The sequence below is a fragment of the Mobilicoccus massiliensis genome (assembly GCF_000826525.2).
GTDB classification, from domain to species: Bacteria; Actinomycetota; Actinomycetes; order Actinomycetales; family Dermatophilaceae; genus Mobilicoccus; species Mobilicoccus massiliensis.
Genome location: NZ_LN651326.1, coordinates 79963 through 100698, shown reverse-complemented (window position 1 = coordinate 100698; position 20736 = coordinate 79963). Strand labels below are relative to the sequence as shown.

Genomic DNA, 20736 nt, shown 5'->3' with positions numbered 1-20736 from the left:
TGTTCGTCGACTCGTGGCGAACGCGCGCCGCCCGCCGCCTCGCAGGCTAATCGACCGCGGTCATCGCCGCGTTCCGGTCACAGTGCGGCGACGAGCGAGCGGCCGACGGTGAGCCCCGTGAACAGACACCCGCCGAGGAACGTGCCCTCGAGCGCGTTGTAGCCGTGCACCCCGCCGCCACCGAATCCCGCGGCCTCACCGGCGGCGTAGAGCCCGGGCATCGGGGCGCCGTCGGCGCCCAGCCCTCGCCCGGCGAGGTCGGTCTGGATGCCGCCGAGCGTCTTTCGGGTGAGCACGTGCAGCTTGACGCCGATGAGCGGGCCGGCGTCGCGGTCGAGCAGCCGATGCGGCGCCGCGGTGCGCACGATCCGGTCGCCGAGCGAGCGGCGAGCGTTGTGGATACCCATGATCTGCGCGTCCTTGCAGAACGGGTTGTCGAGTTGGGAGTCGCGGGCTCGGATCTCGCGCAGCACCTGCTCGACGTCGAGCAGGGGAGCATCCGTGAGCGCGTTCATGCGGGTGACGAGCTCGGGCACGGTGTCGGCGACCACGAAGTCGGCGCCATGATCCATGAACGCCTGGACCGGGCCCGGGACGCCGGGGGCGAGCCGGGAGCGCAGCATCAGCGCCCGGTCGCCGCCGGTGATGTCGGGGTTCTGCTCCGAGCCCGAGAGTGCGAACTCCTTCTCGATGATCTTGCGGGTGACGACGAACCACGAATGGTCGTGACCGGCGAGATCGGGTGTCGTGCGCAGCATCTTCAGCGTGCCGAGGGTGTCGTACCCCGGCAGGCCGGGCGGGGGAAGGCGGCGACCCAGGGCGTCGAGCCACAGCGCGCTCGGCCCGGGCAGGATGCGGATCGCGTGGCCGGGCCAGATCGGATCCCAGTTCTGCACGCCTTCGGTGTAGTGCCACATCCGGTCCTTGTTGACGACCCGGGCGCCGGCGGCCTCGGTGATCCCGATCATCCGGCCGTCGACGTGGGCGGGCACCCCGGTGATCATGTGTCGCGGCGCCGTGCCGAGCCGTGCGGGCCAGTACTTTCGGACGAGATCGTGGTCGGCGCCGATGCCGCCGCTGGCGACGACGACCGCCTGGGCTCGCAGCTCGAAGTCACCGGTGACGTCGCGGTTGGACGGTGCGCCGCGGGGAGCGTCGTCGGGGGCGAGGACGGAGCCGGCGACCCCGACGACCGCTCCGTTCTCGACGAGGAGCCGATCGACGCGGTGCCGGTGCCGGAACGTGAGACGCCCGTCTCGGGCGGCCTCGCGCGCTCGGTCGGCCCAGGGCTCGCTCACGCCCGTGCCCGTACCCCACGGCACGTGGAAGCGGGGCACGGAATTGCCGTGGCCACTCGCGGTGCCGTCGCCGCGTTCGGCCCACCCGACGATCGGCGTGAACCGGACTCCGTGCGCCCGCAGCCACGAGTACTTCTCACCCGCGGCGAACTCGACGTAGGCGCGTCCCCACTGCACGGCCCATTCGTCCTCGGGATGCTCGCCGTCGAGGCGGTCCCAGGCGGCGCTGCCCTTCCAGTCGTTCCACGCCAGCTCGACCGAGTCGCGGATGCGCAGTCTTCGCTGTTCGGGGGAGTCGACGAGGAACAGGCCGCCGAACGACCAGTAGGCCTGCCCGCCGATGTTGTTCGCGTTCTCCTGGTCGACGACGGTCACGTGGTGTCCGGCCTGCACGAGCTCGTTCGCCGCGACGAGGCCGGCGAGCCCGGCACCGACGACGACGACATCGGTCTGCGTCGTGGTCATCGCTGGCCCTCAGGGCCGCCGCTCTGCCAGGTCACGGAGAGCCCGTCCTTGGCGCCGAACCGCACGAGGTGGCGCTCGACGACGTCCTGGAGCTCGGCCACTCGCGAGGCCGGGCATGTGAGCGTGAGGACGAGCGCATCCGGCGTCGTCGACAGGAACAGCCGTGCCGCGGGGTCGAACGTCACGGTTCCGGTGGAGGTGGCGTCGTCCCACTCGGTCTCCACCTTGCGACCCAGGTGAGAGGCGAGTTGCCGACCGTATCGGGCCCCGCGTTCGGTGGCCGCCTGCCCGACGACGGTGACGCGGAGACGAGAGCCCAACGCGCGAGCGACCGCGTTCCGGGCCTTGACGAACGGCATGACGATGACCATGCCCCCCAGGGTGCCCTAGAACGCTCCGACCCGGGGTGGCACCGCTGCCATCCCGACCGGCCGCACGCCTGGAGGGCGTCCTTCAGAGCAGGGGCCGGAGTTCCTCTCGAACCCACGACCGCAGCGTCGTGGACGTCGTCGTGTCGGGCGAGCGTTGTTGTTCGGGCGTGAAGTCGTCGCGCAGCCCTGTCGACATGCCGAGCACGGCGTCGACCATGGCGGGAGGCATGCCCGCACCGAGGTACCGCTCCCGCATGGCGTCGTCGGCGATGCGCTCGACGACGACGTCACGACCGAGCTCGCCGGAGAGGATGCCGGCGACCTGTGACCACGTGAGGTCTTCGGGCCCGTGGACGGCACGGACGCGCCGCCCCGACCACTCCCGGTCGAGCAACGCCACGGCGGCGACCTCGGCGATGTCACGCGGGGCCACGCAGCTCATCGGTGCATCCATCGGTAGCACGGTCAAGATCCGCCCTACTCTGATCGATTCGAGGTCCAACAGCAGGTTGGTGAAGAAGTACCCGCACCGCAGATGCATGACGTCGACACCGAGTGCGTCGAGGGCGGTCTCGGTGCCCGCGAGGCCGTCGATCTCACCGACGCCATGACGCTTCTCGGCGCCCACACTGCTCTGGAACACCACCCGGCGGATGCCGTTCTCGGTCACCGCTGTCGTGATCGCCTCGGTGGTCCGCGCATAGTCGGCGAGCGGATCAGGCGACATGACGGACGGATCGACCCAGTAGATCGAGTCGACGTCACGGGTGGCGGCGACGACCTCGTCGGCTTCGGTCGAGTCGACGGCGATCACGTCGACGTACGGTGCGAGCTCGGCCGGGAGGCTCTGCGGATGACGGGTGAGGAGCAACGGCCGAACACCCCCTCGGATGAGCACGCGGGTCAGGTGGCGGCCGACGTTGCCGCCGGGCGTGGTGACGGCGAGGCGCATGGTGTCTCCGTTTCTCGGGTCGACCTCGAGTACGGCCACCACGCTAGAGCCGGGGTCCGACAACCCGACGGCGTCGCCGGCCGCTCGGACAGGCGGTTCCACCCGCGCATGCGTGGAATCCGTTCGCCTGCGCGGTGACTCGGCTGCCACATGCTGGGTGGAACCGCCTGTCCGAGCGTCCTGAGGGCCGCTTGCCGACGTGCCGACGTACCGATGTGCCGACGACCGCCTGTCCGAGCGTGTCGGCGTCAGGCCGAGAGGTGCTCGACGAGCGTCGTGATTCCGAGGCCGATGAGGATGAGCCCGCCGGCGATCGCGGCCGGCGGCCCGAACCGGTTGCCCGCTCGTCGGCCGAGGCGCATCCCGAGATAGCTGAGCACGAAGGTGACGACCCCGATCGTCGAGACGACCTGGATGACGTCGACCTTGAGCAACGCGAGGCCGACCCCGACGATGAGCGCGTCGACGCTGGTCGCGAAGCCGAGGACGAGCAGTTCGCGCAGCGAGAGGCGCTCTGCCTCCGGCTCGTCGTCGTGCCGTCGCGTCGCCTCGACGATCATGTGGAGGCCGATGGCCACGAGCAGCACGAACGCCACCCAGTGGTCGACCGCTTCGATGAGTGGCGCGAACCCCCGGCCGAGTAGGTACCCGATGAGCGGCATGACCGCCTGGAACAGGCCGAAGGTCGCCGCCACTGCCAGCGCCGCGCGCTCGCGGAAGGGGTGCAGCGAGAGCCCTTTGCCGAGTGCGACGGCGAACGCGTCGGCGGAGACACCGAGGGCGATGAGCAGAACGGCCCAGACGGACATGAACACCTTTCGTCACGGGCGGTGGGCACCGACCGAGGTGAGGTGAGTGCCGGGGCGTCGCGTCGTCGCGCGTCGAGTCCGCGTGGCACACCCCGGCCGGCTACGGTACCGCGCGAATCTGGGCGGGCAGGGCATCGATCGGCGACGTCAGGTAGGAGCCCCGGCACGGCATCGCCCCCGAACGCTCGTCCTCGCCGGGTCGTGCGCGCGGTCACGTACCCACGGTCACCGGAAGTTCTCGGCGAGGTGTCGCAGGTGCTCGACGTACGCCGACCAGCGGGCGTCGTCCCAGCCGGGAAGATTGTCCCCGTGGGCCCGCCAGCCGACGTTCCCGTCGAGTTGCTCGCGAAGGATGTCGGCGTGGCCCGCATGGCGCGCCTCGTCGAGCGCGACGTACGGGAGGATCTGGCCGAGCGTCACCGCGCGCCGGTTCTCCGGCCACCACGGCACCGATCCGGCCGCGTCGAGGTCGAGGGCCTCGATCGTCGCGTCGGCGTGGGCGAAGCAGCTCGCCGCGTAGTCGAGAACGTCGGCCATCGTCTCGTCCGCAGAAGCGAACAGATCCTCGTTGCCCTCGTACTCGCTCGGCTCGTCCCACGGAAATGGGTGAGGCCGACGTCAGTCGCTCAGCGCATACGCGATCGGGCTGGATCCGTCGCGGAACGGATACTCGCGGCCGATCGTCGCGTCGTTGGAGAGCGCGGCGTCGATCGCCATCGCCACGTTGGCGCGGGAGGTCTCGGTGGAGTCGCCCTCCTGCAGCTCCGGGTCGACCTCGATGTGGTTGCTCGCGGACTTGAGCGTGAGCTGACCGGGCATGAGGATCGTCCAGTCGAGACCGGAATCGCGCAGGTAGGCGTCGGCCGCCCCCTTGGCCTCGGCGTAGGCGAAGAACGGGTCGTCCTCGGGCACACCGTGGTCCGTGCTCGCGCCGAGGTAGGACACCATGACGTAGCGCTTGACCCCCGCGTCCTTCGCGGCATCCATCGAGCGGATGGCCGCGTCGCGGTCGACGGCGTACGTGCGGTCGGGGTTGCCGCCGCCCGCGCCTGCGCTCCACACGACCGCCCGGTGCTCGCGCATCGCCTCGGCGAGGTCGGACTCCGACGCCTGCTCGATGTCGAGCACGAGCGGGGTGCCGCCCGCCTTCTCGATGTCCTCGGCCTGATCGGGATTGCGGATGACGGACGTCACGGCATGACCCTGCTCGGCCAGTCGCGAGGTGAGCAGCAGCGCGACCTTGCCGTGGCCACCGATGAGGAAGATGTCGGACACGTTCATCACTCCAGAGTCGTCGAAGTCGTTGTCGCGGAGATCGATCGGTTCCTTCCTTCCAACGCGTCCGAGGTGTCCGGACATTTCTCGGCGACCGCCTCATGAGACGACCGAGCGCCCGCTACCGTCGAAGACGCCCTGCCTGGATCCCGGGGTGCACGGAACGAGACGCCGGAACGGAGCGACACCATGACCGACGCCACCCCGCCACCCGCCCCCGGCAGCGCTGTCGACACCTCGGGCGCGCTGCCGCCCGTCGAACTCGTCCATGTGCCGGCCTGGGGCCCGTACGCGCTCGCGGTGCACGGCGGCGCGGGTCCGCGCTCGCACCCCTTGTCGGAGGACGAGGTGGCCGAGCGGGAGGAGGGGCTGCGCCGTGCCCTCGAGGCCGGGGCGGCCGAGCTCGCGGCGGGCGGAGCGGCCGTCGATGCCGTGTGCGCGGCCGTCGTCGAACTCGAGGACTGCGCGTTCTTCAACGCCGGGCGGGGCGCCGCGCTCACCACCGAGGGGCTCGCCGAACTCGACGCGTGTGTCATGCGCGGCGACCGCCTCGCGGGCGCCGTCGCCGCGGCCGGGCACGCTCGCAATCCTGTTCGCGCTGCTCGTGCGGTGCTGGAGCAGACCCCGCACGTGCTCATCGCCGATCCTGCGGTCGAACAACTCACGGAGTGGGGGTGCGAGGTCGCCGAGCAGGAGCACTTCGTCGTCGAGCGGCAGCGCCGGGCGCTCGCGCGGCTCCTCGAGGAACGCAGCCACGGCACGGTCGGCGCGGTGGCTCGGGACGCCTCCGGGGCGGTCGCCGCCGCCACGTCGACCGGCGGCATCACCGGTCAGCTCCCCGGCCGCGTCGGCGACACCCCTCTCGTGGGCGCCGGAACCTTCGCCGACGACTCCACCGTGGCGGTCTCCGGCACGGGCACCGGCGAGTTCTTCGTGCGCGGTGTGCTCGCCCACGACCTCTACGCCCGCATGCGGTACGCGGGTGCCGATCTGCAGAGCGCCGCGCGGGAGGTCCTCGACACCCACCTCGGTGCCAAGGGCGCCGACGGCGGGCTCATCGCCGTCGATCCTCGCGGTGACATCGTCCTGGCCTGGGATTCCGGCGCCATGTATCGCGGCTGGCTCACGGTGGACGGGCCGGTGGCGGCCACCTGAGGGCTTCCCCGCGGGGTGGCGGAGGCCGACCGTCTCGTTCGGCCGGGCCGAGGAGCGCGTCAGCTCTTTCGGTACAGCTTCTTGGTCTGGTAGACGGGTTCGGTCGTGACGTTGACGCCGAGGCTGCGGAAGATGCCCTCGTCGACGGGGCCGAGGATGACGGTCGAGTGCACGTCGCAACCGCGCAGGTGCTGGAGCTGGTCGAGCGCGCGGCGCGCGTTCTCGTCGTTGCGGGCGCCGACGGCGAGCGCGATGAGCACCTCGTCGGTGTGCAGACGGGGGTTGTGGCTGCCGAGGTGCCGGGTCTTGAGGACCTGGATGGGCTCGACGGTCTCGCGGGCCAACAGCTTGATCTTGTCGTCGATACCGGCGAGGGCCTTGAGGGCGTCGAGGAGGATCGCCGAGCAGCATCCGAGCAGGGAGGACGTCTTGCCGGTGATGATGCGACCGTCGGGCAACTCGATCGCGGCCGCCGGGCCCCGCGTACGCCGGGCGACCGCGAGGGCCGGCTCGACGACGGGCCGGTCGCTGCCGGTGATGCCGAGCCGACCCATGATGAGCGCGATCTTCTCGGAGTCCTCGGGCTCCGCGTCCTCCCGCCTCTCAGCGGCGAGGGCCTTGTAGTAGCGGCGGATGACCTCCTGGCGCGAGGCCTCGCGGCACACCTCGTCGTCGCTGATGCAGTGGCCCGCCATGTTGACGCCCATGTCGGTGGGCGAGGCGTACGGCGACTTCTCCATGATCTGCTCGAAGAGCAGGTTGAGCACGGGGAAGACCTCGACGTCGCGGTTGTAGTTGACGCAGCTCTCGCCGTAGGCCTTGAGGTGGAACGGGTCGATCATGTTGACGTCGTCGAGGTCGACGGTCGCGGCCTCGTAGGCGACGTTGACCGGGTGATCCAGCGGCAGGTTCCAGATGGGGAACGTCTCGAACTTCGCGTAGCCGGACTCGATGCCCCGCCGGTGGTCGTGGTACATCTGCGACAGGCAGGTCGCCATCTTGCCCGAGCCCGGCCCGGGGGCGGTGACGACGATGAGATCCCTTGTCGTCTCGATGTACTCGTTGCGGCCGTAGCCCTCGTCGCTGACGATGTGCGCGACGTCGTTGGGGTAGTTCTTGATGGGGTAGTGGCGGTAGACCTTGACCCCCTGACGCTCGAGCTTGCGCTTGAACGCCCGCGCCGCCTTGTTGTCCTCGGTCACGTGAGAGATGACGACGCTGCCCACGTACAGGCCGCGGGAGCGGAACTCGTCGATGAGCCGGAGGACGTCGGCGTCGTAGCCGATGCCGAGGTCGGCGCGCTGCTTGTTGGCCTGCAGGTCCTCGGCGCTGACCACGATGACCATCTCGACCTCGTCGGCGAGCTTCTGCAGCATGACGAGCTTGTTGTCGGGCGTGAACCCCGGCAGCACGCGTGAGGCGTGGTGGTCGTCGAACAGCTTTCCACCGAACTCGAGGTAGAGCTTGCCGCCGAACTGCTTGCGACGGGCGTCGATGTGGTCCGACTGCATCCGTAGGTACTTCTCGCGATCGAATCCGATGCGCACCGGCCCGGCCCCTTTTCCTCGTCTCGACGGACGCCCCGGAGACTACAACCCGTACGCCTCAGTGCACCGAGGCGTCCCGGTCCGGCGCGTGTGTCGGTGTCGCTGCCGTTTGCGAATCGCCTTCGGTGCGTGTCGTTCTGACGCGGCCGCGGCGACCCCGGCTCTTGAGTCTCACCCCCGGCAGAGGCGGAGCAGGGATGCGTTCGGTCTCACCGACGTACCCCTCGACCACGCCGAACCGGCTCGACGACGCCTCCCACGCGTCGCGGAACTCGGCGATCTCCTCGTGACTGCGGCCGACGAAGTTCCACCACATGATGATGTCCTCCTCGAACGGCTCACCCCCGAGCAGGAGGACGCGGGCGCCGTCGTCGCCGGCACGCAGGACGAGACGCTCGAGACCGGGGTCGAGGCAGGCGAGATCGCCGAACGCGAGGGGGGTGTCGGCGGACGCGTCGTTCCCGGCAGTGAGCGTCACGTCGCCGACGTCGAGGAGGACGGCGTGCTCGAACGCCACGTCGAGGGGGATCTCGACGACCGCACCCGGCTCGAGATCGAGTTGTGCGCCCAGCAGGGGAGTGTGGGTCGTGACGGGCGACTCGTCGACGCCGTCGATCCGGCCGAGGAAGACCCGCGCGGTCGCCGCGCCGTCGGCGAGGCTCACCGGAGCGGGGGTGTGGTGGTCGAAGCGGCGCGTGACGTCGCGGTCGCTGTCGGGGAGCACGACCCAGAGCTGGACGCCGTGCAGCGTCCGCGTCGCCGCCGTCGAGACCTCCGAGTGCGCGATGCCGTGGCCCGCGGTCATGAGGTTGACCTCGCCCGGCCGCACGATCGCGTGGACACCACCGGAGTCACGGTGCTCGATCTCGCCCTCGAACAGCCACGAGACCGTCTGCAGGCCGATGTGCGGATGCGGCGCGACGTCCATCCCACCGTCGTTGCCCGCGCCCACCACCTGCGGCCCGTAGTGGTCGAGAAAGCACCACGCCCCGACGAACGAGCGATCCCGGTGCGGCAGGGTGCGCCGCACGTTCATGGCCCGCAATCCACCCAGCGGCACATCACGAGCGGTGAGGATCTGCAGGTCGGTCACGGTGAACTCCTCGGAGACGACGGCGGCGCGATCGAATCATCACAGCCTTGCAGGGGAAGCAGGCGGGCGCCACCACGGACGCAGGGATCCCCGGACGTACCAGCCGGGCTGCTCGTCGAGTGCGAAGGCAGGCGTGTCGGTGCATGCCTTGCGCACTCCGTGCACGTCGTAGGTGACGTGTTCGGTGTGCGGATGGCGGGCAGGGCTGACGTAGGGCGTGCATGGATGACCGGAGGCGCGGGTGGGCGGCGTGAGGCGTTGGTCGGCAGGGGCAGGAGGTCTGTGCACGCCTTGCGCGCTCCGTGCACGTCGTGGATCGCGTGTTGGGTGTGCAGGTGACGTGCACGGATGACGTAGGGCGTGCGGTCACGCCGCCCCACCGACGGCGGAGGGGGCATGGCACGGTGGAGGCATGACGATCGGTGAGGTGCTCGCCCCTGTACGCGAGCGGTATGCCGACTGGCTTGGCCTCGGCGAGGACGCGGTCGTGGAGGATCGCCACGAGGATCCCGGCGAGGTGCGCGCCATCCAGCTCGTTCTGCGGATGGAACGCGACGGATCACCGGTGCACGAACACGCACTGGCGCTCGCCGCGACCGGGTGCGCTCTGTTGTGTCTCGACCCGCGCAGCGCAGCCGGCGGCGAGTGGCACGAGGCCGTCGCGGCGTACGGCGGCGTGCACATCCGCAAGGTCACGCGACGGGCTCGCGGCGCGCAGTGGCAGGCCACCGCCGACCTGCCCGGCCTCACCCTCACCGACGACGCCGGTGACGGGCAGGCGCGCACGGAGATCCGGGTGCTCGTGCCCGGCCTCGTCACCGACCTCGACAAGCGGGTCGCCAAACTGCAGGTCGGCGGTACGGATCTCCCTCGCGGGGAGGCCGCCGATCGTCCTCGGACGCGGCTTCGTGCCTCTGCTCCCGAACTCATCTGCACCGTGCCGGCAGCGCTCGGCATGACGACGGGCAAGCTCATGGCCCAGGCCGGTCACGCCGGGATGCTCGCGGCCGCCCTCGCGGCCGGCACCGACCCCGACCTGCTGCAGCGCTGGTACGACGCCGGCTGTCCAGCCCGGGTCGTGACCACGGACGCGAAGACCTGGGCCGTCCTCGGTGCGAGCATCGCCGACCCCGCCACGGCCTGGCGCAGCCACCACCGCCTCGCTGTTCGCGATGCCGGATACACCGAGGTCGACCCGGGCACGGTGACGGTCATCGCCCAGCTCGAGGACGGGTGACCCGACGCTCGCAAACGAGTGCGAACACGCGCTCGGTCGTCCGGGAGTCGTGACCTGGACGCACGGAACGCTCACCGGGCGACCCAGGCGAGACGAGGCGAGACCAGGCGCGGTGGCCGGCTCGCGTCATCCGTGCACGGGAAGCGCGCAGTGGACATGCTCCAGGCGGCCCGCATGGAGTGCGCAACCCGGGCACGGATGTCCCTGCCCGTCCTCCGTCCGCCGAGGACGCCGCCTCACACGCTCTGGCCCCCGCCCACCCACATGTGTACGGTGTCCACATGAGCGAACTCAGCGCCCTCCTCGACCGTCACGTGGGGGAGGCGATGTGGCCGCTCGTCGGCGAGTATCACGAACCCGCGTACCACTTGGCGAACGCCTGAGTCGAGGGCGTCGTCGAGGTCTGGGGTGTCGAGCTGCGCCGCGTCAGCGGGCGTTCTCGGGGTGGCCGGGGCACCACTGGTCGTCGGGCACCTGAGCCTTGACCTGCTCGACGTGCTCGCCGCAGCCCTCCCAGGTCGTCTTGCCGCAGATCGTGCATTGCACCGGTCGGCACATGGGAACTCCTTCGGTCGCGTGGTTCGAGACGAGGCTAGTCGTACCCCAGGGGGTATGTCATCCGAGGAAGTCGAGGATGAGTGGCCTCAGGTCGTCGGCGAACTCGTCGAAGAACCCGTGCCGGCCGCCCTCGTGGAAGACGAGACGCGAGTCGAGGATCGCCGAGTCGAGCAGTTCGGCGTTCTCGGCCGGAACCATGGGGTCTCCGGTGCCGTGGAGGATGAGCGTCGGTGCGGTGATGTCGGGCAGTGACGACCAGGCGTCGTGCCCATAGCTCGCACGCAGGTGCGCCAGGCCCGCCGCGGGCGTCATGGTCTGATCGCCGAGCAGAAGGCTGTCTCTCGCCCGACCGGGCCAGTCGTCGGTGTAGAAGAAGCGCAGGACACGCTCGGTGCGTTCGGGGCTCGTGCGCGAGGCGAGCACGCGCCTGACCTCGCTGCTGCGTTCGACCGCGAGCGGGCCGCCCGGTGAGGTGCAGGCGAGCACGAGCTTCTCCACGCGCCTCCGCTCCTGCGCTGCGAGGTGCTGTGCGACCCGCCCGCCCATCGACGTGCCGTAGACGCGATAGCCCTCGTGGCCGAGTTCGGCCATGACGTGCGCGGCGTCCTCGGCGAACATCGCCGTGCTCCAGTCGTCGACCTCCGCGCACGTGTCACCGGTGCCCCGGTAGTCGAACGTCACCGTGCGATAGGCGTGCTCGAACTGCCCACGCAGGCCGTCCCACCAGCGCATCGAGTTGGCCTGGCCGGGCAGGAGGAGCAGCGCAGGCGCGCCCACCGGGCCGCCCTGTCGGACGGCGAGGAGGGCCCCGTCGGGGGTGCGGACGTACTCGCTCACGGCGTCACGTCCACGGCAGGCATGACGACAGCGTCCCATCCGCGATCGTCTCGTCGCACCACGACACTCCCGGCGCCGCCACGTCACCCCGGTGCCCGAGGCGGCCTCAGATGTCCGCCCCCGAACGGCGCCGCAGGCGGGAGGCGACCGTCACGGTCAGGACGACCAGCAACACCCCATAGAGCAGCCACGTGATGGGGCTGCGCACGAGCACGGAGTAGTCGCCGTTCGAGGAGAGCAGCGCGTCCCGCAGCGAGGTCTCGGCCAGGGGTCCGAGCACCATGCCGATCATCAGCGGGGCGAGGGGCACGTCGTAACGCCGCATGACGAACCCGACGACGCCGATGAACAGCAGCATCGCGAGATCGAACCGCGAGGAGCTCAGTGCGTAGACGCCGAGCCCGCAGAACACCGAGATCCCCGCGTACAAATATGGGTTGGGAATGAGCAGGAGTTTGGCCCAGAGCTGTGCGAACGGCAGGTTGATGACGAGCAGCACGACCATCGCGACGAAGAAGCTGGCGAGCAGAGCCCACACGAGGTCGGGTGCACGCTCGAACAGCAGCGGGCCGGGCTGCAGGCCGTACTGACGGAACGCGGCGAGCATGATCGCGGCCGTCGCCGAGACCGGGAGGCCGAGCGCGAGCAGGGCGCCCATCGCGGTACCGGTCGTCGCGTTGCCGGCGGCCTCGGGAGCCGCGAGTCCACGGATCGCGCCGGTGCCGAAGCGTCGGCCCTTGGTGCGGTGGCGGTCGAGGCGGCGCTCGAGGGCGTAGGCCATGAACGTCGGCACCTCCGAGCCTCCGACGGGGATCACGCCGAACGGCAACCCGATCGCCGTGCCACGGGCCCACGCCGGCGCGGCTTCGGCGAACTCGGCCCTGCTCAGCCACGGTCGTCCGGAGGTCTTCATCGCCTTGGTCGCCGGGTCGCGGCGGATGCGCGAGGCGACGTGGAACACCTCGCCGAGAGCGAGGATCGCGACGGTCACCGTGACCAGGGGGATGCCGTCGAACAGCTCCTGCACGCCGAGGGTGCCGCGTTCGGCGCCGGTCGTGGGATCGATACCGATCGTCGCGATGCCGAGCCCGATGACCAGCGCCGTGATGCCCTTGAGCGCGGAGTCCCCGACGATGGAGGACGTCGCGACGAACGCGAACAGGGCGAGTGCGAAGTACTCCGCGGGCCCGAAGCTCGCCGACCACTCGGCGAGCTTGGGAGCGAGGAACACGACGACGACCGACGCGATCATGCCACCGATGAACGCGCCGATCGCGGCGGTGGCGAGGGCCTGGGGTGCGCGTCCGTCCTTGGCCATGCGGTGCCCCTCGAACGTCGACGCGATCGCCGACGCCTGCCCGGGGGTGTTCATGAGGATCGCCATCGTCGAGTCGCCGAACAGCCCGCCGAAGTAGACGCCCGAGAACATGATGAACGCGGCCGTCGGGTCGAGGGCGAACGTCATCGGCAGCAGCAGGGCGACGGCCATCGACGAGCCGAGCCCGGGCAACACTCCGACACCCGTGCCGAGCAGGCAGCCCACGACGACCCACAGCAGGTTGATCGGGGTGAGGGCGCCGGCGAAGCCCTGCATGAGGAGGTCGAGGGGGCCCATGTCAGATCCCTCCGAGGATGCCCGAAGGCAGGTTGAGGCCGAGCCCGACGGCGAACGCGAGGTAGATCACCGAGGAGACGACGAGAGCCAGTGAGACGTCGAAGAGCGGCCGACGAGACCCGATTCCGCGAGCGCTGCACCAGAACAGCAGCGCCGCGGCGAGGATCCAGCCGAGCAGTTCGATGGTGAGCGCGAAGAGCGCGAACCCACCGACGCACCAGGCGACGGCGCTCCAGTCGGAGAACGTGCGGTGACGCGCGTCGGAGCCGATGACCCGGTGGTCGACGGGTTCAGGGCGGCGGATGACCTGGACGAGCAGCAGCACCGCGAGCACGTAGCCGAGCACCGCGAGGATCGCCGGGAAGAACCGGGGGCCGGGAAAGTCCGCGCCGTCGGGCACGTGCGTCTGCAGGATCCCGACGACGAGGTAGGTGCTGAACGCCGCCATGAGCAGCGGAACGACGATCCCGGAGCGTCCGGACCAGAACGACGCGCGGTCGTCGGTGCCGTCCCTGGTCGGACGCGCGGACGAGGCGGGCGAGGGGGTGGCGGCGCTGCTCACAGTCCCAACTCCTCGACGAGCGCGTTGATCTGTTCGGTATCCTCGGCGATGAATTTCTCCAGCTCGGGGCCGGTGAGAAAGACGTCGGTCCACTTGTTGCGCGCCATCGCGTCCTTCCATTCCTGCGACTGCGCGGTGTCCTCGAGAATCTGCTGCAGTTGCGCGAACTGCTCGTCGGTGATGCCGGGCGGCGCGACGAAACCTCGCCAGTTCGTCATCGCGACGTCGTAGCCCTGTTCCTTCAGCGTGGGGATGTCGATGCCCTCGACCCGCTCGGGTGCGACGATCGCGAGGGCGCGCATGCGGCCGGCCTCGATCTGGTCGGAGAACTCGTTGATGCCGGAGACTCCCACGTCGGCCGAGCCGGAGGAGAGGATCTGGATCGCCTCGCCACCACCGGACTTCGGGATGTAGGTAGTCTCCGAGGCCTTCATTCCCGCCTTGAGAGCGAGGTCGGCGACGATGAGCTGGTCGAGCCCGCCCGCGGATCCGCCGGTGAACGTCATCGCCTTCGGATCCTTCTTCCACGCGGTGACGAGGTCGTCGATCGTGCGATAGGGCGACTTGGCGGGCACGACGATGACGTCGTACTCCTCGCTGATCCGCGCGACCGGCCGTACGTCCTTCAGCGTGTTCGGGGAGTCGTTCACGGCGATGGCGCCGAGCATCACCGTGCCGGTGACGAGGAGGTTCTGCGCCTCCCCGCGCATCGTCACGAACTTCGAGAGCCCGATCGTGCCGCCCGCGCCGGGGATGTTGACCACCTGGACGTTGTTGACGATGCGGCCGGTGCGCATCGCGGCCTGTTGCTCGCGCGCGAAGGTGTCCCAACCGCCGCCCGCGCCGGCCGGGGCGATGAGCGTGAGGCTGGAACGCAGATCCTGGCCCTTGTGCGCCGATCGGGCCGAGGCCGTCATGGCCCACCCGACGAGCAGGGTCGCGACGACGGCGTAGACGACCATCCCCGACCCCCAGCGACGGCGTGTCCTCTGCGCGAGTGGGGCGGTACTCATGCGTGCTCCTTCGCGACGATGCGTGGGCCGCAACGTACCCCATGCCGGGACGCGGTGGAACGCTGCCGCGGCGGCGAAGCTGCGGGTGGTCGTCGAGCGGTCCGGTCACCCCGAGCCGTCGAGGCGACCCTCGCCGGTCACGGCCTCGTGTACGGGTAGGTGTCGACGACGGCGCGGGTCGGGATGTCACCGCCGTAGATGTGCGGAAACTTCTCCGAACCGGAGTCGCCGGGGTTCACCGGTTCGGGCCTCACCTCGAACCCCTCCTGGGCGAGGATCTCCGCGGACAGCACGAGCACGAGCAGCGGTTCGTCGACGCCCGCGTAGAAGGTGCGTGCCACGCGATCGAGCTGGTCGGTGTTGCTGCTCGCGTGCATGAAACCGATCTCACTGATCGTGTGACCGCGCGTCGAGACGCCGTACGTGGCCGCGGTGGGGTCCCAGTCGCGGGCGATGGCGAGGTGGAGCAGGGGCATGGCGGTCTCTCATCGGGTTGTCGGTCGGGGCGATCATGCCGTCGATCCGCGTGCGGGGCAACGAGTACGGCCGTCCCCTCATCGGGCGTACGACGCGGCGGCACCCGTTCGCTCACGCGCGCTGCAGCAGCGTGAGCACCTCGGCGTGGTCGCTCTGGGGAAACATGTCGAAGACCCGTGCGCGGGCGGGTCGCAGCGACGGCATCGCGTCGAGGTCCTTGGCGAGGGTGACCGGGTTGCAGCTCGAATACAGCACGAAGGGCGCCTCGGAACTCTCGAGCCACGCGGCGAGACGGCCTCCGATCCCGCGCCGCGGCGGGTTGACGACGACGAGGTCGGGCATGGTCGCGAGAGACTCGGCGTACGTCGTCGCATCGGCGACCTCGAAGCGCACGTCGAGGCCGGCTTCCGCCGCGCTCCGCCGCGCGCTCGCGACGGCGGGGGCGTTCACCTCGACGCCGAGAACCCGACGCCCCGGCCCGGCGGCATGGAGCGCGAATCCGCCCACACCGCAATAGAGATCGAGCACGCCGACATCGCTCCGGTCGCCCAGCGCGTCGTCGACCCACGCGGCGGCCTGGCGGTAGAGGCCGGCCGCGACCTCGGTGTTCGTCTGCACGAAGGCTCCGGGCATCGGGTGGAGGGTGACGTCACCGACGGGCATCGCGAGGGTCGTCTCTTCGGTGAGGAGGATCTCCTCGTCGCCCTCGGGCAGGGCGGCGTGCTGGGGCAGGAGACTGACCGAGACCACTCGAAGCCCGGGCAGCGCGTCCCGCAGTGCCGGCAGACCACGACGGATCCGCCCGACCTGCCCCTCCGATCGCAGCACGAACCGCACCATCAACTCGCCGGCGCACGACTCCAACACGTGGATGTGCTTGAGTTCGCCGGTACGGCCGGGCACGTCGTAGGGCCGCAGGCCGACCTCCCGCACGAACCGCGCGAGAACCGGCATCGCGGCCGTCGTCGCCGGGCCGAGGAGCCCGCACTCGCGTAGGTCGATCCCGTGTCCATCGCCGTCGAGGATGCCGAGCGTCGGCGCGTCGGGAGCCCCGCCGACGACCATCTTGGCCTTGGCGCGAAAGTGCGACTCCGGCGACGCGAACGGCCCCTGCCACGTCAGACCGGGGCGTTCACCGACGAGCTCACGCACCCGTGCGTCCTTCTCGGCGAGCTGCCGCGAGTACGGCCGCCCCATGCGGGTGCACGACCGGCACACGCCGGCGTCGAAGTAGTCGCACTGCACCTGCCCGATTCTGCCCGGGTGCGGGGTCGTGACGCGAATGACTCGAGCCGCGCACGACGACGAGCACACCCCGGACGAGAAAAAGGCCCCGGGACCCTCTCGAGTCCCGGGGCCTCACCCCTTCTCTCCGCCACGACCAACTCTGGAGCAGCAACCTGGGCGGTCCATGGACAGCCCCTGTCGGCTTGCCGTGAGTCGTGGTCAGGTCCGCGCCGCGGACATGGACCGGAGTCGCTCGGCCGCGTCCTTGCCACGGGTCTCGGCGGGGACGGTTCCCGTCGCCGCGGCGAGGCCGAGCCGGGCGCCGTTGCCGTAGAACGTCTCGATGCCGCCCGGTGGCACGACGAACGTCTCGTGCCAGATGCCCACCGCCTCGGGATGCTTGCGGGCTGCGGCGTTGAAGGCGCGCCACGCGGGCACGTGCGCGAGGTCCTGCCGGCGGGCGTAGGCGTAGACGTGCTCGACGCTGCGCCAGTACTGCACGACCCACGGCCCTTTGACGCCGAAGAGTGTCTCGGCACCGAGAAAGCCCAGGTCGTCGGCCTTGCCCTGTGCGGCCGCGGCCTTGTTGCGCGACAACTCGGCGATCATCTTCGGCATCGCCGCGAAGACCGGCAGCCAGAGGTCGGGGCGGTGGGGTTTGCGAATCGTCATCCCGATGTGGAAGACGACGACGCCTTCGTCGTGGGCGTGGGTCAGGGATCGCATCTCGGTCACCTCAGGTTATGGGAAGTTCGGCTATCCATTTATGGCAAGTAGTACTATCCGTTGTCAAGGGGTGATCCACGTGAAGATGTCCGCGCTCTCCGCCGAGACCGGTGTGCCGGTGGCGACGCTCAAGTACTACCTGCGCGAGGGCCTCGTCCCGCCCGGCGTCGCGACCTCCCGCAATCAAGCCCAGTACGACGAGACACACGTCGAGCGGGTGCGTCTCGTGCGCGCGCTCACGGAGGTCGGCGGCCTCGATCTCGCCACCGTCGCGCGGGTGCTCGCGACGATCGAGTCCCCGGACGTCGACCGACTCGGCGTCCTGGGCGCGTCCCAGCGCGCCCTCCTCGGTGCCGATTTCGTCGACATCGAGGACGCCACCGACGACGCCGACGGACGGGTGGAAGGGGGCGGTGGCGACACCACGTCGGTGACATCTCGTGCGCGAGCGTGGGCCGCGGCTCGTGGTTGGCAGCTCGATCGGCGCGATCCGGTGCTCGACGAACTCGATCGCGCCTGGGCCGCCTGCGACGCCGCCGGGATCGGCCTCGACGAACAGCGGATGGACGCCTACGGCGACGCCGCCGAGCTCATCGCCCGGATCGACGTCGCGAGCGTGCCGGCGGCCCCGCGGGCGGCGGTGCGGCAGGTCGTCCTCGGCACCGTGCTCGTCGACCCGGTGCTCTCGGCGCTTCGACGGCTGGCCCAGCAACACGTCGCGGTTTCCGCCCACGGGGGGAGGCGCGAGGGGGCAGAGGGTTCCTAGCCTGGAGCCGTGACCCGACCTCCTCTCGCCGATCTGCTCCTCGCTGCGGCCGGGGCGGCGATGACCGCGCTGCTCGTGATCGTGGAGCTCGACAAGGGGCCGAGCTGGTACCAGACGTCGTTCGTCCTCATCCACGCCGGCCTGACCGCCGCCCTCCTCGTGCGGAGCATCCGGCGTCGTGCCTCGTTCGTCGCGACGTACGTGCTGCTCGCGGCGATGGCCGTCCTCATGCAGGCGGCGCCGGTCAACCTCGGGGTGAGCCCGCTCATCCTCTGCGCGCCGTTGGCGCTGTACAAGGTCGCGCGACACGACCCGCCGATGTGGGGCGCCGCCGGCCTCGTCCTCGGCATCGCCGGGTCGTTCGTCAGCCCGATCAACCACATGCCCACCGGGGGGAACAAGGCCCTCATCCCACTGCTCATCCTGGGGATGGTCGGCACGTACCTGTGGGCGAGCGGACGTCGCCGCACCGAGGTCGCCTACCTCGACCAGCAGGCGCGAGCACACGCCGAGCACATCCGGGAGACCTCCCGCCGCGTCGCCCAGGCGCAGGTCGACGAACGAGCCCGGATCGCTCGGGAGATCCACGACATCGTCGCCCACAGCCTCGCCGTCGTGAACGTCCAAGCGAGCACCGCCCTCGCGATCGGCACCGAGGACCGCATGCGTGAGTCCCTCAGCGGTGTGCGCGACGCGAGCGGCGAGGCGCTCACCGAACTCCGTTCTCTCGTCAGCGTGCTCCGCGACGACTCGCCCGGCCGCGAGGTCTCCGGCGACCTCCTGCGCCTGCGCGCTCTCGTCGCCGAGGCCGCCGGTGCGGGCGTCGACCTCACCGCGGACCTGCCCGACGACGAGACGCTGCACGCGTGGGAGCAAGGCTGGTCGGCACCAGCCCGGCTCGCGGTCGTCCGCGTCGTCCAGGAGGGGCTGAGCAACGTCATCAAGCACGGTGGCCCGAAGCCCCGGGCGATCCTGTCCCTGCATGGTGACGGGGACGAGGCCGTCGTCGAGGTCCGCAACGATTCCCGTCGGCAGGGCGAGTCCTCCGGATTCGGCCTCGTCGGCCTGCGCGAACGCATCGAGCTCACCGGCGGCCGGTTCGAGGCGGGCGCCGACGGCGACGGGTTCTCCGTGCGCGCACGCATTCCCACGACCAAGGAGCAGGCATGACCACACCGGAAGAGACCGCCGGCGCCCCCATCCGGGTCGCGATCGTCGACGACCAGGCACTCCTCGTGTCGGCGTTCTCGGCGCTCATCGACAACGAGCCCGACATGGAGGTGAGCGCGACCGGTGGCGACGGCGTCGACGCCCTCGCGCTCGTCGAGGCCCACGATCTCGACGTGGTCGTCATGGACATCCGCATGCCCCGGCTCGACGGTGTCGAGGCGACCCGGCGGCTCGTCGAGCGCGGCGACCGTCCCCGAATCCTCATCCTCACGACGTTCAACGTCGACGAGCTCGTCCTCGGGGCGCTCGCGGCTGGCGCGCGCGGGTTCCTGCTCAAGGACGCCGACCCGACCGAGCTCCTCGACGCGATCCGGGCCGTCCACCGTGGCGAGGCGGTCGTCGCCACCCAGGCGACCCCCGCGCTGCTCGGAGCGCTGCGTCGCTCCGACCTGCCGCTCACCCCGGTTCCGCAGGACGACGACGAGGTGACCGCGGCCGTCGTCGACCCGGCCATCGCCGCCCTGACCGCTCGCGAGCTCGACGTGCTCCGCCTCATCGCACGCGGACGGACGAACGCCGAGATCGCCGACGAGCTGTTCATCGCCCAGACCACCGTGAAGACCCACGTCGGCAACCTGCTGCTCAAACTCGACGCGCGCGACCGGGTCGCGCTCGTCGTCCTCGCCCACAGCGTCGGCCTCGCCGGGCCGAACGAGAACGGCGGCGCAGCGCGCAGCGTTCCCCTGCCCTGACGCGAGACGTCTCCTCCTCCAGGAGGAGACGGCGTCCGCAGCAAACCCTCCCGCGGCAGGATGTGCCTCTGACCTGCGAAGACGAGGCTGGTCCCATGACAACGACCACTCCTTCCTTCGGCTGCCGAGGGTTGACGAAGTCCTTCGGTGGACACCACGTGCTCGACGGCCTCGACCTCACGGTCACCCCCGGGCGCGTCTACGCCCTGCTGGGGCGCAACGGCGCCGGCAAGTCGACGAGCCTGAAGATCATGCTCGGCCTCCTCGAGGCCGACGCCGGTGAGGCCTACCTCCTCGGACGGCCCTTCACCCGTGCCGCGCTCGCGGATGTCGGGGCGAGCATCGACGGGCCGGCCCTCTACGGTCACCTGTCCGCACGCGACAACGTGCGCGTCCACGCCCGGCTCACGGGTGTCGGTGACGACCGTGTCGAGGAGGTGCTCGACCTCGTCGGCCTCGGCCCATCGGGTCGCGACACCGGCCGCACGAAGGTGCGCTCGTTCTCCACCGGCATGAAGGCGCGCCTCGCGCTCGCGATCGCGCTGCTCACCGACCCCGAGGTCCTCGTCCTCGACGAGCCGCAGAACGGCCTCGACCCGGAGGGGATCATCGAGCTGCGCCACCTCATCCGCGATCTCGCCGCCCGGGGGCGCACGGTGCTCATCAGCTCCCACCAGCTCGGTGAGGTCGTACGTCTCGCCGACGACATCGGCGTCCTCGCCGGAGGGCGCCTCGTCTACGAGGGGCCGTTGACGGAGTTCGCCGACGGTGACCTCGAAGCCGCGTACCTCGCCGCGACGACGGGCGGTCTGTTATGAGCCACGAAGCGCA

General features: G+C 70.5%; 22 protein-coding genes and 1 pseudogene. 6 read left to right on the top strand and 17 right to left on the bottom strand.

What is annotated here, in order from left to right:
- Positions 1 to 77 precede the first annotated feature (77 nt).
- From BN1197_RS03130 to BN1197_RS03105, 6 genes and pseudogenes are all read right to left on the bottom strand, one after another.
- Positions 78 to 1763, bottom strand: coding sequence for an FAD-binding dehydrogenase (locus BN1197_RS03130; RefSeq protein ID WP_040156114.1), 1686 nt, complete (start codon positions 1761 to 1763; stop codon positions 78 to 80).
- Positions 1760 to 2134, bottom strand: a complete 375-nt coding sequence (locus BN1197_RS03125) for a DUF2218 domain-containing protein (protein ID WP_052465923.1) — start codon at positions 2132 to 2134, stop codon at positions 1760 to 1762. The genes BN1197_RS03130 and BN1197_RS03125 overlap by 4 nt, the downstream gene beginning before the upstream one ends.
- An 82-nt stretch (positions 2135 to 2216) precedes the next feature.
- Positions 2217 to 3086 (bottom strand): NAD(P)H-binding protein, encoded by an 870-nt coding sequence (locus tag BN1197_RS03120; protein ID WP_040156499.1) that lies wholly within the window; start codon positions 3084 to 3086, stop codon positions 2217 to 2219.
- A 248-nt stretch (positions 3087 to 3334) separates the two neighbouring features.
- Positions 3335 to 3895 (bottom strand): manganese efflux pump MntP, encoded by a 561-nt coding sequence (locus tag BN1197_RS03115; RefSeq protein ID WP_040156497.1) that lies wholly within the window; start codon positions 3893 to 3895, stop codon positions 3335 to 3337.
- A 225-nt stretch (positions 3896 to 4120) separates the two neighbouring features.
- Positions 4121 to 4474 (bottom strand): annotated as a pseudogene (locus tag BN1197_RS03110) (mycothiol transferase); the annotation flags it as partial.
- 39 nt (positions 4475 to 4513) lie between these two features.
- Complete coding sequence (locus tag BN1197_RS03105; RefSeq protein ID WP_040156493.1) at positions 4514 to 5170, bottom strand: SDR family oxidoreductase; 657 nt, start codon at positions 5168 to 5170, stop codon at positions 4514 to 4516.
- A 189-nt stretch (positions 5171 to 5359) separates the two neighbouring features.
- Between BN1197_RS03105 and BN1197_RS03100 the strand changes: the two genes are divergently transcribed.
- Positions 5360 to 6325 (top strand): isoaspartyl peptidase/L-asparaginase family protein, encoded by a 966-nt coding sequence (locus BN1197_RS03100; RefSeq protein WP_052465922.1) that lies wholly within the window; start codon positions 5360 to 5362, stop codon positions 6323 to 6325.
- Positions 6326 to 6384: 59 nt separating this feature from the next.
- On the opposite strand, the gene BN1197_RS03095 is transcribed toward BN1197_RS03100, so the two are convergent.
- The 3 genes from BN1197_RS03095 to BN1197_RS17015 form a co-directional block, all read right to left on the bottom strand.
- On the bottom strand, positions 6385 to 7836 hold the full coding sequence (locus tag BN1197_RS03095; RefSeq protein ID WP_245851821.1) for a DUF1846 domain-containing protein: 1452 nt from the start codon (positions 7834 to 7836) through the stop codon (positions 6385 to 6387).
- Between the two features lie 94 nt (positions 7837 to 7930).
- Positions 7931 to 8965, bottom strand: coding sequence for a pirin family protein (locus BN1197_RS03090; RefSeq protein WP_245851802.1), 1035 nt, complete (start codon positions 8963 to 8965; stop codon positions 7931 to 7933).
- A 39-nt stretch (positions 8966 to 9004) separates the two neighbouring features.
- On the bottom strand, positions 9005 to 9253 hold the full coding sequence (locus tag BN1197_RS17015; RefSeq protein WP_141397193.1) for a hypothetical protein: 249 nt from the start codon (positions 9251 to 9253) through the stop codon (positions 9005 to 9007).
- A 124-nt stretch (positions 9254 to 9377) separates the two neighbouring features.
- On the opposite strand from BN1197_RS17015, the gene BN1197_RS03085 reads away from it, so the two are divergent.
- Entirely contained in the window at positions 9378 to 10202 is an 825-nt protein-coding gene (locus BN1197_RS03085; protein WP_040156110.1) for a peptidyl-tRNA hydrolase, read from the top strand.
- 426 nt (positions 10203 to 10628) lie between these two features.
- Here BN1197_RS03085 and BN1197_RS17935 read toward each other — a convergent pair whose 3' ends face one another.
- The 8 genes from BN1197_RS17935 to BN1197_RS03050 form a co-directional block, all read right to left on the bottom strand.
- A complete protein-coding gene (locus BN1197_RS17935; protein WP_261795845.1) occupies positions 10629 to 10760 on the bottom strand; it encodes a hypothetical protein in 132 nt (43 codons plus the stop codon).
- A gap of 57 nt (positions 10761 to 10817) precedes the next feature.
- Positions 10818 to 11597 carry an alpha/beta fold hydrolase gene (locus BN1197_RS03080; RefSeq protein WP_040156107.1) on the bottom strand — a complete coding sequence of 260 codons (780 nt, stop codon included), beginning with the start codon at positions 11595 to 11597 and terminating at the stop codon, positions 10818 to 10820.
- A gap of 106 nt (positions 11598 to 11703) precedes the next feature.
- Entirely contained in the window at positions 11704 to 13212 is a 1509-nt protein-coding gene (locus tag BN1197_RS03075) for a tripartite tricarboxylate transporter permease (protein ID WP_040156106.1), read from the bottom strand.
- A 1-nt stretch (position 13213) separates the two neighbouring features.
- Entirely contained in the window at positions 13214 to 13774 is a 561-nt protein-coding gene (locus BN1197_RS03070; protein WP_040156104.1) for a tripartite tricarboxylate transporter TctB family protein, read from the bottom strand.
- On the bottom strand, positions 13771 to 14787 hold the full coding sequence (locus BN1197_RS03065) for a tripartite tricarboxylate transporter substrate binding protein (protein ID WP_245851801.1): 1017 nt from the start codon (positions 14785 to 14787) through the stop codon (positions 13771 to 13773). Before BN1197_RS03065 ends, BN1197_RS03070 begins: the two co-directional genes overlap by 4 nt.
- 137 nt (positions 14788 to 14924) lie before the next feature.
- Positions 14925 to 15263: a DUF952 domain-containing protein gene (locus BN1197_RS03060; RefSeq protein WP_040156101.1), complete on the bottom strand. Its 339-nt coding sequence runs from the start codon at positions 15261 to 15263 to the stop codon at positions 14925 to 14927.
- Positions 15264 to 15375: 112 nt separating this feature from the next.
- Positions 15376 to 16509 carry a methyltransferase domain-containing protein gene (locus tag BN1197_RS03055; RefSeq protein WP_040156100.1) on the bottom strand — a complete coding sequence of 378 codons (1134 nt, stop codon included), beginning with the start codon at positions 16507 to 16509 and terminating at the stop codon, positions 15376 to 15378.
- Positions 16510 to 16710: 201 nt separating this feature from the next.
- Entirely contained in the window at positions 16711 to 17217 is a 507-nt protein-coding gene (locus BN1197_RS03050) for a DUF4188 domain-containing protein (protein WP_040156487.1), read from the bottom strand.
- Between the two features lie 85 nt (positions 17218 to 17302).
- Between BN1197_RS03050 and BN1197_RS03045 the strand changes: the two genes are divergently transcribed.
- The 4 genes from BN1197_RS03045 to BN1197_RS03030 all read left to right on the top strand — a co-directional run bounded on the left by BN1197_RS03045 (position 17303) and on the right by BN1197_RS03030 (position 20723).
- The gene (locus tag BN1197_RS03045; RefSeq protein ID WP_245851820.1) at positions 17303 to 17983 is read left to right on the top strand and encodes a MerR family transcriptional regulator; all 681 of its coding nucleotides are present in this window, start codon (positions 17303 to 17305) and stop codon (positions 17981 to 17983) included.
- 9 nt (positions 17984 to 17992) lie between these two features.
- Positions 17993 to 19153, top strand: a complete 1161-nt coding sequence (locus BN1197_RS03040) for a sensor histidine kinase (protein WP_052465920.1) — start codon at positions 17993 to 17995, stop codon at positions 19151 to 19153.
- Positions 19150 to 19905: a response regulator gene (locus tag BN1197_RS03035; protein ID WP_040156099.1), complete on the top strand. Its 756-nt coding sequence runs from the start codon at positions 19150 to 19152 to the stop codon at positions 19903 to 19905. The genes BN1197_RS03040 and BN1197_RS03035 overlap by 4 nt, the downstream gene beginning before the upstream one ends.
- A gap of 95 nt (positions 19906 to 20000) precedes the next feature.
- Positions 20001 to 20723 carry an ATP-binding cassette domain-containing protein gene (locus BN1197_RS03030; RefSeq protein ID WP_040156098.1) on the top strand — a complete coding sequence of 241 codons (723 nt, stop codon included), beginning with the start codon at positions 20001 to 20003 and terminating at the stop codon, positions 20721 to 20723.
- The last annotated feature ends 13 nt before the right edge of the window (positions 20724 to 20736 follow it).

Bases quoted from the DNA above. Each gene is read 5' to 3' on its own strand.
- BN1197_RS03130 (WP_040156114.1), bottom strand. From the start codon at position 1,763: ATGACCACGACGCAGACCGATGTCGTCGTCGTCGGTGCCGGGCTCGCC.
- BN1197_RS03045 (WP_245851820.1), top strand. From the start codon at position 17,303: ATGTCCGCGCTCTCCGCCGAGACCGGTGTGCCGGTGGCGACGCTCAAG.
- BN1197_RS03035 (WP_040156099.1), top strand. From the start codon at position 19,150: ATGACCACACCGGAAGAGACCGCCGGCGCCCCCATCCGGGTCGCGATC.
- BN1197_RS17935 (WP_261795845.1), bottom strand. From the start codon at position 10,760: ATGTGCCGACCGGTGCAATGCACGATCTGCGGCAAGACGACCTGGGAG.
- BN1197_RS03065 (WP_245851801.1), bottom strand. From the start codon at position 14,787: ATGAGTACCGCCCCACTCGCGCAGAGGACACGCCGTCGCTGGGGGTCG.
- BN1197_RS03050 (WP_040156487.1), bottom strand. From the start codon at position 17,217: ATGCGATCCCTGACCCACGCCCACGACGAAGGCGTCGTCGTCTTCCAC.
- BN1197_RS03075 (WP_040156106.1), bottom strand. From the start codon at position 13,212: ATGGGCCCCCTCGACCTCCTCATGCAGGGCTTCGCCGGCGCCCTCACC.
- BN1197_RS03100 (WP_052465922.1), top strand. From the start codon at position 5,360: ATGACCGACGCCACCCCGCCACCCGCCCCCGGCAGCGCTGTCGACACC.
- BN1197_RS03060 (WP_040156101.1), bottom strand. From the start codon at position 15,263: ATGCCCCTGCTCCACCTCGCCATCGCCCGCGACTGGGACCCCACCGCG.
- BN1197_RS03120 (WP_040156499.1), bottom strand. From the start codon at position 3,086: ATGCGCCTCGCCGTCACCACGCCCGGCGGCAACGTCGGCCGCCACCTG.
- BN1197_RS03115 (WP_040156497.1), bottom strand. From the start codon at position 3,895: ATGTCCGTCTGGGCCGTTCTGCTCATCGCCCTCGGTGTCTCCGCCGAC.
- BN1197_RS03030 (WP_040156098.1), top strand. From the start codon at position 20,001: ATGACAACGACCACTCCTTCCTTCGGCTGCCGAGGGTTGACGAAGTCC.
- BN1197_RS03095 (WP_245851821.1), bottom strand. From the start codon at position 7,836: ATGCAGTCGGACCACATCGACGCCCGTCGCAAGCAGTTCGGCGGCAAG.
- BN1197_RS03125 (WP_052465923.1), bottom strand. From the start codon at position 2,134: ATGGTCATCGTCATGCCGTTCGTCAAGGCCCGGAACGCGGTCGCTCGC.
- BN1197_RS03085 (WP_040156110.1), top strand. From the start codon at position 9,378: ATGACGATCGGTGAGGTGCTCGCCCCTGTACGCGAGCGGTATGCCGAC.